We start from the raw sequence: 12,072 nt of genomic DNA, 5'->3' as shown, positions 1-12,072 counted from the left end.
GCGGTTGGGAAGGCCGTGGACGCCGACACCCACCGCGGTTTTCCGACCGATCGCCGGGCGGCACCGCAGTAAGACGGCCGAAAACTGCGCCCCAGACACCCAAAGGGGCGCGGCATTCAGGCGGCATATTCGGCAAAATCGTCAGTCCATCGCATGGGTCGCGTAGACGCGCTCGTCACCCCACAGACGCACAGCGTCCGCGGGGGCCTCCCCCGCCGCGAGCGCGGCGAGCGTGGCGGGCATGTCGATGATGCGCTGATTCGAGGAACCGCGGAAGCGCAGCGTGATGTCGTGGAGACTCTGCACGAACGGGCCATCGACAAGCACGTCAACGCAGGCGAGCAGGCGGTCGGTGACCTCCGCGTGATGTCGCCCACCCGCCACGAGCTCGACATCCCACGTGTCGCCCGTGAAGCACCAGATGGTCTTGCCACTGCCGCGCGGAAACTCCTTGCGAACGCGCTCCACGAACTCGACCAGGCCCTCTTGGTTCTCGGGCTCCATGGGCTCGCCGCCCAGCAGCGTGAGCCCGTCCACGTAGTCGGGCCGCAGGCTCTCGATGATCTCGTCGGCGACCTCGCGCGTGAACGGCTTGCCCGCGGCGAAGTTCCACGCCACCTCGTTGAAGCAGTTCTTGCACCCCCGGCGGCATCCGGACACGAACAGCGTCGTACGAACCCCCTCGCCGTTGGCGATATCGAAATGCTTGATCTCAGCGTAGTTCACTGCCCGGCCCCCTCTTTCCGCCGCTGTGGAAAGCGGCGTTCATGTTTCGCCTCAAATTCCCGAATGGAATCGATGCGACCCTGCTCGTCAAAATGAATGACCGAACAGCCGTCGAATGTGTAGGATTCCCGCTCCGTCGCGACAAATGTCCATGCAACGGTGACACTCCGCCCGTCTGCGGCAAACACCATATCGTGGATATCCCATGCCATCACATGCTGGATGGCAAGCATATGCTCTATCCAGCGATGAAGTTCCTCAGTCCCCTCGTAAATAGGGCCATAGCACTCCTCGTACCGGCAACAAGGCGAAAACAGCTCATCAAAACGCGAAAAGTCGCGCGTGACCCACATGGCGAAATAATCCTGAATCGCTCTTTCTTGGGTAGATGTCGCTTTGGAACAATTGGAAGAAATGATGGCGTCGAGGGGATGCTCGCGTAAGAATCGCTCGACCCGCGTTTCCCCATCGGAAAGCAACCACGAGCCCTCGGGAACAAGCTGGTAAAGAAGGTCGACGATGATGCGATCGACCGCAACAGGTTCTAGCTCGGCCTTTGACGACTGAAACAAACGCTCATGGTGAGCGATGCGATTACGGCGCTCATTGATTAGACGAATCCGAGCATCAAGCTCGGCACGATTGGTTCCACGCGGCCACACACGCTGCAGGTAAGGTATCCAAAGAACGCGCTCGTGTGCGCGATCCGAAAGATGCGCCCAGAATCCAAATGGAAGATGTGCGACAACGCTTCCCGGAGCTGCCTCTCGACGTCCCGGCGTCAATGCGTCCTTGATTGCCTTCCGATTTAAGGCGTTGGCATCACGCACGCTTCCGGAACGGGTTTTACGCGGCAACTCCCGATTGACGGGAGATTGGTCGTCAAGTAACCAATTCCCACCCTCAACATATCGCTCACGCATCATCCGATCATACGCATTGCGCAGAGCGACTTCAAAATACGCGATGTCTTTCATGAGCGCGGCGCCAAGATCGAGATTCCACTCATACAGTTCCAACGCACGAGCGAAATCTCCCTGACAGACATCAAGATATCTCCTGAGACGTGGCTCAGAAAGCCAGCGTTCCATCCACATCAAAGGCGCAGCGCTCTTCTCAATATCCAGAGTCATCTACACCTCCAAAATAAGACGATGCCCCGGTGACATGGAAACCAGCGGTCACACGGGGCTTGCGTCATTAACTATACCCACGTCCAAGCAAATCAAGCGGGAGCGCAAGGCCCCACACGCTAAATCCACCTACAAATGCAGCACGCGGTCGCGGATCTCCTCGGTGCGGCCCTGGTTCCAGAACTGCGTGCCGATGTAGCCGCAGGTGCGGCGCGCCACGTTCAGCGTCTCCTGGTTGCGGTTGCCGCAGTGGGGGCACTCCCACACCAGCTTGCCGTCGTCCTCCACGATCTTGATCTCGCCGTCGTAGCCGCACTCCTGGCAGTAGTCGCTCTTGGTGTTGAGCTCGGCGTACATGATGTTGTCGTAGATGTACTGCATCACGCGGATGACGGCCTTGAGGTTATCCTGCATGTTGGGTACCTCGACGTAGGAGATGGCGCCGCCCGGGGACAGACGCTGGAACTGGCTCTCGAACTTGAGCTTGTCGAACGCGTCGATCTCCTCCGAGACGTGGACGTGGTAGCTGTTGGTGATGTAGCCCTTGTCCGTCACGCCCGGGATGATGCCAAAGCGGCGCTGCAGGCACTTGGAGAACTTGTAGGTGGTGGACTCGAGCGGCGTGCCGTACAGCGAGTAGTCGATGTTCTCGGCGGCCTTCCACTCGGCGCACTTGTCGTTCATGCGCTGCATGACGGCCATGGCGAACGGGGTGCCGTGCTCGTCGGTGTGGCTGTAGCCCGTCATGTACTTCACGCACTCGTACAGGCCCGCGTAACCCAGGGAAATGGTGGAGTACCCGCCGTACAGCAGCTTGTCGATGGTCTCGCCCTTGTCCAGGCGCGCCAGGGCGCCGTACTGCCACAGAATCGGGGCGGCGTCGGACAGGGTGCCCAGCAGGCGCTCATGGCGGCAGCGCAGGGCGCGGTGGCAGAGCTCGAGGCGCTCGTCGAAGATCTCCCAGAACGCATCCATGTCCTGATGCGAGGACAGCGCCACGTCGGGCAGGTTGATGGTCACGACGCCCTGGTTGAAGCGACCGTAGTACTTGGGCTTGCCAGGCTCGTAGTTCTTGGCGCGCGCCACGTTGTCGTAGCCGTTGCCGGAGCGGTCGGGCGTGAGGAAGCTGCGGCAGCCCATGCAGGTGTAGCAATCGCCGTTGCCCTCCGTCTCGCCCTTCGACAGCTTGAGCTCGCGCATCTTCTTCTCGGAGATGTAGTCGGGCACCATGCGCTTGGCGGTGCACTTGGCGGCGAGCTGGGTGAGATAGAAGTACTCGGAGCCCTCGCGGACGTTGTCCTCCTCGAGCACGTAGATGAGCTTGGGGAACGCGGGCGTGATCCACACGCCGGCCTCGTTCTTAACGCCCTCGTAGCGCTGACGCAGGGTCTCCTCGATGATCATGGCGAGGTCACGCTTCTCAGCTTCACTGCGAGCCTCGTTGAGATACATGAACACCGTCACGAACGGAGCCTGGCCGTTCGTCGTCATAAGGGTCACGACCTGGTACTGGATGGTCTGCACGCCACGGCGGATCTCATCACGCAAGCGGCCCTCAACGACCTCGACGACCTTCTCCTCGGGGGCATCCACGCCAAGCTCGACGAGCTCAGCCTCCACCTGACGGCGGATCTTTTGACGGCTGACCTCGACAAACGGCGCAAGGTGCGTGAGCGAGATGGACTGACCGCCGTACTGGCAGCTGGCCACCTGGGCGATGATCTGCGTGGCGATGTTGCACGCCGTGCTGAAGCTGTGCGGGCGCTCGATGAGCGTGCCGGAGATGACGGTGCCGTTCTGCAGCATGTCCTCGAGGTTCACGAGGTCGCAGTTGTGCATGTGCTGCGCAAAGTAATCCGAATCGTGAAAGTGGATGATGCCCTCGTTGTGGGCCTCGACCACCTCGGCGGGCAGCAACACGCGCTGGGTGAGGTCCTTGGAGACCTCGCCGGCCATGTAGTCGCGCTGCACGGAGTTGACCGTGGGGTTCTTGTTGGAGTTCTCCTGCTTGACCTCTTCGTTGTTGCACTCGATGAGGGACAAGATCTTGTCGTCGGTGGTGTTCTTTTGGCGCTTCAGGCCCTGCACGTAGCGGTAGATGATGTAGTGGCGGGCGACCTCGAAGCGATCGAGGGCCATGAGCTCGTCCTCGACCATGTCCTGGATCTCCTCGACGGAGACGGTGTGGCCGGCGGTCTCGCAGCGCTCGGCGACGTTCTCGGCAGCGTAGCGAACCTGACGGTCGGTGAGGCGCTCCCCGCTCTTCACCTCGCTGTTGGCGCCATTGATGGCGTTGATGATCTTCTGAAGGTCGAACGTGACCTCCGAACCGCTGCGCTTGATGATCTTCATTGAACTCCTCCGCGACCCTGAACGTACGTGCTTCCGTGCTTGGATAGGAAAGCCCCGACCCCGCGCGACCAATCGGTTGTGACGGGAATCGAGGCTCGTCATTGCCTGTATGGGTATGATACGCCATTTTGTGCTCAACATCTGGTGTGACTCTTAATGGCTACCACTACATATTGTGTTTATGCAGGTCAGCGCAATGTGCTTATTTTCATGCTCATTTGACGGCGCGCAACTTGACAGAACGGGGAGGTTCGTACACGAAGCCCCCACCTGCAGGTATCCCACACGGCGCGTGCGCCGCCGAGCGGGGGCCATCCACAAGTTCTCCGTTTGTGGTCGGCGAACGGTCAGAGCGCCGTCAGAAGAACCGCAGGAAGCCTACATGTTGTGATGGCGGTCGGCGGAAGACCCGCCATAAAAAATGGACGCCCTTAGGACGTCCACCGCAAGTCTATGGAGGCGAAGCCCGGATTCGAACCGGGGGTAAAGGCTTTGCAGGCCTCTGCCTTACCACTTGGCCACTTCGCCGTATATGCAAAGGGCCGACTCTCATCGGCCCTGGCGCATACAATGGAGCGGACAACGGGGCTCGAACCCGCGACCCCAACCTTGGCAAGGTTGTGCTCTACCAACTGAGCCATGTCCGCATATGGTGGGCGATACAAGATTTGAACTTGTGACCCCTTCCGTGTCAGGGAAGTGCTCTCCCCCTGAGCTAATCGCCCAACTCAGGTGCGCTTCAGCGCGGGGATAACTATAGCGAAGCTCAAAACATGATGCAACAACTTTTTCCAAAAAATTTTGAATCGCGTGTCGAAGAGCGGTCCTCAACCGAGTCTCTTTCAGCAAAATCGCATGTCAATGCCCGTTAAAGCGGGATCCATGGGAGGCGGTTCTCTTTATCCAGATGCACACCCTCCCACAGCATCGCCCCAAACGCCCCGACGCGCTTTTCCCAAATATCCAGTCCCATCTTCTCCAGCTCCAAGGTGAACCTCCCCTAGCGTCCATTCCCATCTCCTCCAGAGTGCAGGTGGACCTCCCGTAGCATCCAGACCCGTCTCCTCTAGCGCCGAGGCGGACCCCTTCTGGCGCCAAGACGCATCTCCTCTGGCGCCCAGGTCCACCTCTTCCAGCGCCCAAGCCTATTACCCCACGGAGAAGAGGGTCGGCAAGGGGCATGAGGCATCGATTTGATGAACATCGACGCGAAGAATCGCCACCGCATGCATCCAAAAATGCGCCATCACCCTCCACAACGCTCCAGACTCCCACCTCCACACCTCAAATTTGATATATCCGGAACGGAGCCAAGGTCGTTGCACATGCCGGCCTGCAGATGAGGATATGAACGGTTGGAGGATATGAGCGATTTTCTTGGCAGCAACAGAGGATATGAGCGAATCATTCATATCCTCCTGTTTTACCATGCCATGTACCTGCGCAAATAGTGGTTTACAAGCGGGCCTACAAGAGAAGACCGTTCATATCTTCTAATCGTTCATATCCTCCTATCGTTCATATCCTCCAACCGCCAAATCCTCAACGTTCACGCCCTCGATTTGCAAAAGGCTAGGATTCGCCCAGGTTATGAACGATGCAAAACAAACTTGCATTTGGGGGGTTGCGCAATGCGCGCGGTTTGCGTATAGTACTTCTTCGCAAGCGGACATGGCTCAGTTGGTAGAGCACAACCTTGCCAAGGTTGGGGTCGCGGGTTCGAGCCCCGTTGTCCGCTCCATTGTTTGCAAGGAGCCGGTTGATTAATCGGCTCTTTTTATATCGGCGGCTTGGCCAAGTGGTAAGGCAGAGGCCTGCAAAGCCTTTACCCCCGGTTCGAATCCGGGAGCCGCCTCCATCACCTTGAGAAAAGGGCGTCCTGCGGGATGCCCTTTTTGCTATTCAAGTGCCTTTCACCGCCCCGGCGTCTTTCACCGTCTCAACGCCTTTGCAACCAACTATGCCTATCCCCATGGAACGATCCGAAGCGCACTGCGACCCAAGCTGAGCGCTTGCTTACAGGTAGGGTGTTCGCTTACAAGCCGAGCGTTCGCTTACAGGCGGAGCGCTTGCTTACCCAAACAAGCCGACCGCTTGCTTACAAGCCGGGTGCTCGCTTGCAGGCAGGGCACTTGCTTACAGGTAGGGCGTTCGCTTACAGGCAGGGCGCTCGCTTACAGGCGGGGCGCTTGCTTACCCAATCAGCTTGATCAGACGGACGCGCGTGCCCGGGGCATCGGTGCGGCGGCGCACCTCAACGCTGTCCACCAGCATCCGCATGAGACGAATGCCCCGTCCGCGCTCGCGGCTCTCGGGCGGCTCCTCGTCAGGAGCGATCTCGAACCCGCAGCCGCAATCGCGCACATCCACCACCACGCGGTCCGCATAGGCGGCGATGGTCATGGAACTGCCCACGCCGCCGCACGCGTGATCGTACGCGTTGGACAGGGCCTCCCCCACCGCCAGGGCCGTATCGAAGCAATCGTCACGCGAGAGCGGCAAGGTCCCCAGCAGCTCAGCCACGCGATGGCGATACGAGCCCAGGTTCTCAACGCCCTCGCGGATGACAAACGTCTTGCTCCACAGCGGGGGCGTGTTGGGGGCAAGCACGGGAATGGGCGGCTTTTCGGAGGCGGAGACGTGCAGGATGTCCAGCAGGCGCGCTATCTGGAGGAACCTCGTCACTTGAGGCGACGTGTTCACCAGCGAGAGCAGGCCCTCTCGCGCAAGGAGCATCCGCGCCCGCGAGAGCAAAAACGCCAAGCCGGTGGAGTCGATGAACGCGACGTTTTGGCAGTTCACCAGCACGCGGCGCACGCCCCCCGCGATCAGCGTGTCCAGCTGTTCGCGCAGGCGCGGCACCGTCGCGATGTCGATATCGCTCACGGGCGCTATGACGGCTATGTCGTTCCACTCGTTCATGGTGCTATGGTTCCCCATTCGCCGCGACTCGATACCCCCATGTCCGCGCCTTGACGCCTCGCCGGCGCCGCGCGTTCGCCGCTCGGCACTGACCTACCCCGGCACCTGCGCGGCCCGCATCGTCCGCCACAACGTGCCCAAACCGGCCCGGCCCCGATTCGGCCACCCCCATCGTCTTCCCCGCATGCACAACGCGACTTGGGGCGGCGCGGTGTGGCACGGGACAACCGCCCCGGCACCCGGCCCGCACCGACCCGGCCAACCCTCCGTCCTCCCCGCACCGCGCGCTACAACGCGGCGCGGTCGGTCCGCCCCTCTCGATCAAAGCGCAGGGCCACCAGGGCAATATCGTCGTCGAGCGCGGAACCCGTAAAGCGGTCGAGCTCATCGAGGACCTTCCCGCACAGGCCGTCCACCCCACCGGCGGCGGCGCGGAGCAGCACCTCGCGCAGGCGCTCCTCGCCAAAAAAGTCCCCGCCCGCATCGCGCGCCTCGATCGCGCCGTCCGTATACATGAACAGGATGTCGCCGGGGGCAAACGAGAAGGTGCCGTTCTCGTACGCCATGGTCGAGAACGCGCCCACCACGCCCGACTGAACGCTCAACAGCTCGGCCTCCGCCTGCCCGGCGCCGTCGAGACGCAGGAGCATGGTGGGCGGATGGCCGGCGGAGCAGTAGGTCGCGCGCCCGTGGCGCAGGTCGAGCTTGGCGATGAACACCGTCACGAACGTCTCGACGCGCGAGAAGCTCATGACCATGCGGTTGAGCGAGCGGGCCATGCGCGCCGGGCTCGCCCCCTCCCACGCATAGGCGGTCAGGGCCGTCTTGACGAGCGCGGACATGGACGCCGCCTCCACGCCCTTGCCCGAGACGTCGCCCAAGATCATGACGGCCCGATCGTCGGGCAGGCGGATGAGGGTGTAGAAGTCGCCACCCACGAGCGCCTGGCGCGTCGCGGAGGAGTACAGCGAGTCCGCGGTGATGCCCGGAACGGAGCCGAGGTCGTTGCGCATGCCGGCCTGCAGGGTCTGCGCGATCCTGCACTCGCTTTTTTGCTGCAGCGCCCCGTCCATGATGAGCTCGAAGTCGTGCGCCAGGTGCGTGAGGTAATCGAACTCCATGTCGTCCACGGGCTCCTGGGAGCCGTCGCGCAGCAGCAGGAAGCGGCGGGGCGGCAGGACCGCGGCGAAGGGGCCGTCGTCCTCCACGAACGCCCCCTCGTCGGACTCGTGCCCCATATCCACAAAGACGCCCTGGCAGGGCAGCCCGTGGCGCTCGAGCCACTCGCCCACCCAGGTGATGCGATCCACGCGCGCCAGACGGATCTGCTTGGGCTTTGCCGGCACGGCGAGCGGGCCCGTCTCGTCCACCAGCAAGTCGGCCGAGGCGGGGGCTCCCACGCGCGCGGCGGGCGCGGTCACCGAGAAGAACATCTCCTCGACATCGCGCGGCAAATCGACCTTGCTCCCACCGTCGAAGTCGATGACGTACACGCCGCGCTCAAGATCGTGCAGGACGGGCAGCATCCTGCACGAGAGCTGATCGCGCACCTCATCGGTCATCTCGGTCCACGCGGCGAGGGGCTCCTTGCCGTGGGCGTACAACAGCTCTCGAATGCGGCTGAGCGACCGCGTGAGCCCCGAGGCGCGCGCCGCGCGCAAGCTGCTCACCACGCCCACCAGCTCGATGGACAAGTAGTCGCAAATCACCTCGAGCACGCGCACGTCGTACACGCGCGGATTGCACGGGCGCGCCCAGCCGAGCTCCACCACGCCCAGGACCTGCGTGCCAAAGTACACGGGCACGGCGATCATGGTCTTGAAGGGCGGCATATCCTGGAGGCGCAAGTTGTGCCGCACGCGCGCGTCCAAGTCGTAGAAGGACCCGGGGGCCGTGGGGTCGGCGGGCGTGGCGGGAACGAGCGAGAGCCGGCAGGCGCGCTGCTCGCGCAGCACGTGCGTGGGGATGCCCGCGCCGTAGGGAATGAAATCGGGCACGTAGAGACCCGCGAGCGCGTGACTCACCCCGCGCAGCTTAAAGCCTCCGCCCTCGGCGAAGTACATGGTGGCGCCCGTCGCGTCGAGCGTCTCGGTCATGCGGTTGAGCACCGTGTCGAGCAGCGTGGCCATATCGCTGGAGCCCACGGTGGACATGATGACCGACAGGGTGCCCGAGAGGCGCTTGTTGGCCGCCTGGAGCTCCGAGAGCAGGCGCTGCGTCTTGCGATCGTGCGCGTATTGCTCCTCAAGGCTGCGGATGGCGACGACGTAGCGGTGGCCGGGCGCGTCGCCCTGCCCGCCCTCGCCGAGCTCGACCGCGCGCACGCGAACGGGGATGAACGAGCCATCGGGGAGCTTGAGCATGAGCGTGTTCTCTTCGCCGTCGGCGGAAAAGGGCATCTGGTGCCCCGTCGAGCGCTCGAACTCCGTGCTGTACAGCAGGTCTTTTATGTCAGTCCCCACGAGCTGGGCCCTGCCGGACTTTCGCAGAGCGAGGAATTGGCGGTTGACATGGCGGACAGAGCCGTCCTCGTCGCATATGGCGACGGCATCGCTCGTCACCTCGACCAGGCGGGCGACGTCGTTCAATTCCTCGTTGTGCATGTGCTCCATGCGCCACCTCCGCCATGTCCAAACGACGCGAGCGCGCAAGATGACGTACGCATCGCACAATCGCGTGCGATATATAGCAAAAACGCGAACCCGCAAGGGGCTCGCGTGTCTATTGCGTGGTGTCGGAGGCGGGACTTGAACCCGCATGACCAAAAAGCGGTCACTAGCACCTCAAGCTAGCGCGTCTGCCAATTCCGCCACTCCGACGTTTGTTGTGTTCGCGTTTCCGCGTCTGCAACGTGGAAGATAATAACCCGAGTTTGGCCGAGCGCGCAAGACCTTTTTCAAAAAAGTTTTTGCGCATGCGGGCGGTCAATCCCGGTGCCGCGCTTGAGCCGGTATATCGCCGCTCAACGCAGCGGTACGCGTCGGCTGCAGTTGGCAACCCGCCATGCGCCGCGGCCAACCGCCGCCTGCGGCGGGCGTCCACGCCCTAGGCGAGCTCGACCGTGGCGCAATCGACGGCACCCCAGGGGTCGACCCGGGCATGCGAGACGCGTTCGGTCGCGATCTTGGTGTATGCGGGGTGCACAAGCGGGATCACGTCCAGGCTCTCCCCCGCCAGCGTGACGACCTCGCGCACGCGCTCCTCGCGCGCCGCGTCGTCAGCCGCCGCCTCGACCGCATCGACCGCCGCGGACCTCTCGCCGGCGTCCATGCCCGACCAGGCAGCGCGTCCTGCCGAGGCGCCAAACAGCGCCTCCACCGTCGCCGTAGGCGTGGCCGCCACCGGGTCGCAGGTCACCACGGCGCAGGAGAACTCGCCTTGGCTCAGGCGCTCGAGCAGGTCGCTCGCGTCCAGCGCCTCCGTCTTGACCGTCACGCCGGCGTCCTTGAGGTCGGCCGTCACCTGGTCGGCGATATGCCCCTGCACCCCGCCCTTGCGGCGCAAGAGCGTGAAGTCGAGCTCCAGGGGTTCGGCAGCGGGCTCGGCCACGGCGGAGTTTTCGGAGTCCTCCGGAGCCGTCGCGGAGCCGGCGGCCCCAACGGAACCGTCGGCCTCGGCGGAGCCCATCGCGGGATCCGTGCCTGCCTCCGCCGCGTCGACCGCCTCGCTCCTCAGCGCCTCCACCAGCTCGACGGCGCGCTCGGCATCGAACGTGCATGCCTCCCATGAGGGCATCTCACCGACCGTCGGGGCAACGAGGCTCCACGCCGGCTCGGCGCTGTAGTTGAGGGCCTTGCGGCACAACGTCTCGCGATCGATCGCGCAGGACACCGCGCGCCGGAATTCGGCACGGTCGAACGGGGACACGCGTGTGTTGCACACCAGATACGTCAAGCCCGGCTCCGCGCCGTGCACCAGCCGCTCGCCCGGATACATGTCGAACGCGTTCGCAGAGGCTCCCGCCGTCTCCTCAGCGTCCTCGAGCTGGTCCACGGGGACGTCGCAGATGTCGAGGTTTCCCGCCTGGAACTGGTGGTAGCCGCTCACGGTCTCCCCCGCGATGACAAATTGCACGCCCTCGACGCTCGCCACGCCATAGGCGCACGTGTCAAAACGGGCGAGCGCCAGGCCTGTTTTGCCATCCCACGGCTCCTTGAGCGCGAACGGGCCGTTGCCGACGGGTTGGGCCGCAAAGGCCTCCGGATCCTGATCGGCACTGGCGGGAACGGGGCCGAGCGCCGGATGGGACGCAACTTCCGCGAACCCCGCGAACGGGCGGCTGAGCGTCACGACGAGCGTGTTGTCGTCGGGGCAGCGCAGGCCCACCAACTCCGAGGCTCGCCCCTCATGCAGGGCCTCGTAGCCCTCGACGGCCGAGAGAAGCTCGGCCCATCGGCTGTGCGCAAACTCCTCGGCGTCCTCATCCCGCTTGTCCTTGCCGGAGCGCTCATCCTGATCAAGCGGCTTGACGATGCGCTCCCACGCGCGCTTGAACGCCGACGCGGTCACGACGCCGCCGGTATGGAACGTCGCCCCCTCGACCAGATGGAACGTCACCGTGCGCGCGTCTTTGGACACCTCGAACGAGCGGGCCGCGTTGCCCACCGCACGACCGTCCTCGATGCGCGTGAGCGGGCAGAACAGGGCGTGTAAGACCTGCAGTCCAGCCCGGTCGGACACGAGGAGCGGATCGATCGCCTGGGGAACGCCCACGCGAACCGTCACCCAGGTGGCGGGGGCGTCTTCGGCGCTCGTCACCGAGCCCCTACCAGCCCTACCGCAACCGGACAACCCCATGCCGGCGGCAATACCCGCCGCACCGCCCAGCAACGTACGCCTATCGATCATCTCGGGCCCTCCCGGCTCTTGCGTTAATCATGGTCTCCACTCTAAAGCAAAAGGCGCACACAGCCGCGTAATCCACGCAGTATTCAGCCGC

6 protein-coding genes and 6 tRNA genes are annotated in these 12,072 nt (G+C 63.4%); 2 read left to right on the top strand and 10 right to left on the bottom strand.

The window, feature by feature from the left end; genetic code table 11:
- Window positions 1-141: 141 nt before the first annotated feature.
- The 6 genes from nrdG to LK434_RS01030 form a co-directional block, all read right to left on the bottom strand.
- Window positions 142-726, bottom strand: coding sequence for an anaerobic ribonucleoside-triphosphate reductase activating protein (gene nrdG / locus LK434_RS01055; RefSeq protein ID WP_006722096.1), 585 nt, complete (start codon window positions 724-726; stop codon window positions 142-144).
- Window positions 723-1,859, bottom strand: coding sequence for a nuclear transport factor 2 family protein (locus LK434_RS01050; protein ID WP_006722098.1), 1,137 nt, complete (start codon window positions 1,857-1,859; stop codon window positions 723-725). Before LK434_RS01050 ends, nrdG begins: the two co-directional genes overlap by 4 nt.
- A gap of 129 nt (window positions 1,860-1,988) precedes the next feature.
- Window positions 1,989-4,211, bottom strand: coding sequence for an anaerobic ribonucleoside-triphosphate reductase (gene nrdD / locus LK434_RS01045; protein ID WP_006722099.1), 2,223 nt, complete (start codon window positions 4,209-4,211; stop codon window positions 1,989-1,991).
- 454 nt (window positions 4,212-4,665) lie between these two features.
- Window positions 4,666-4,739: transfer RNA gene (locus LK434_RS01040), tRNA-Cys, on the bottom strand.
- A 43-nt stretch (window positions 4,740-4,782) separates the two neighbouring features.
- Window positions 4,783-4,858: transfer RNA gene (locus LK434_RS01035), tRNA-Gly, on the bottom strand.
- Window positions 4,859-4,861: 3 nt separating this feature from the next.
- A tRNA-Val gene (locus LK434_RS01030) sits at window positions 4,862-4,936 on the bottom strand.
- A 940-nt stretch (window positions 4,937-5,876) separates the two neighbouring features.
- Here LK434_RS01030 and LK434_RS01025 point away from each other — a divergent pair.
- Window positions 5,877-5,952, top strand: a tRNA-Gly gene (locus LK434_RS01025).
- A gap of 43 nt (window positions 5,953-5,995) precedes the next feature.
- A tRNA-Cys gene (locus LK434_RS01020) sits at window positions 5,996-6,069 on the top strand.
- 335 nt (window positions 6,070-6,404) lie between these two features.
- Here the strand turns inward: LK434_RS01020 and LK434_RS01015 are convergent.
- The 4 genes from LK434_RS01015 to LK434_RS01000 form a co-directional block, all read right to left on the bottom strand.
- Window positions 6,405-7,133 (bottom strand): anti-sigma factor antagonist, encoded by a 729-nt coding sequence (locus LK434_RS01015; RefSeq protein WP_040361906.1) that lies wholly within the window; start codon window positions 7,131-7,133, stop codon window positions 6,405-6,407.
- 287 nt (window positions 7,134-7,420) lie between these two features.
- Window positions 7,421-9,745, bottom strand: coding sequence for a SpoIIE family protein phosphatase (locus LK434_RS01010; protein ID WP_006722104.1), 2,325 nt, complete (start codon window positions 9,743-9,745; stop codon window positions 7,421-7,423).
- Window positions 9,746-9,862: 117 nt separating this feature from the next.
- Window positions 9,863-9,952, bottom strand: a tRNA-Leu gene (locus tag LK434_RS01005).
- Window positions 9,953-10,178: 226 nt separating this feature from the next.
- Entirely contained in the window at window positions 10,179-11,981 is a 1,803-nt protein-coding gene (locus LK434_RS01000) for an ABC transporter substrate-binding protein (RefSeq protein WP_006722106.1), read from the bottom strand.
- Between the last annotated feature and the right edge of the window lie 91 nt (window positions 11,982-12,072).

The organism is Collinsella stercoris DSM 13279 (genome assembly GCF_020735465.1).
Classification (GTDB): Bacteria; Actinomycetota; Coriobacteriia; order Coriobacteriales; family Coriobacteriaceae; genus Collinsella; species Collinsella stercoris.
Note: the sequence above shows the minus strand (reverse complement) of the source record. Positions and strands in the feature narration are given on the sequence as shown.

What these genes read in the sequence shown, in the direction of transcription:
- LK434_RS01050 (WP_006722098.1), bottom strand. Translation starts at nt 1,859, where the DNA reads ATGACTCTGGATATTGAGAAGAGCGCTGCGCCTTTGATGTGGATGGAA.
- nrdD (WP_006722099.1), bottom strand. Translation starts at nt 4,211, where the DNA reads ATGAAGATCATCAAGCGCAGCGGTTCGGAGGTCACGTTCGACCTTCAG.
- LK434_RS01015 (WP_040361906.1), bottom strand. Translation starts at nt 7,133, where the DNA reads ATGAACGAGTGGAACGACATAGCCGTCATAGCGCCCGTGAGCGATATC.
- LK434_RS01010 (WP_006722104.1), bottom strand. Translation starts at nt 9,745, where the DNA reads ATGGAGCACATGCACAACGAGGAATTGAACGACGTCGCCCGCCTGGTC.
- LK434_RS01000 (WP_006722106.1), bottom strand. Translation starts at nt 11,981, where the DNA reads ATGATCGATAGGCGTACGTTGCTGGGCGGTGCGGCGGGTATTGCCGCC.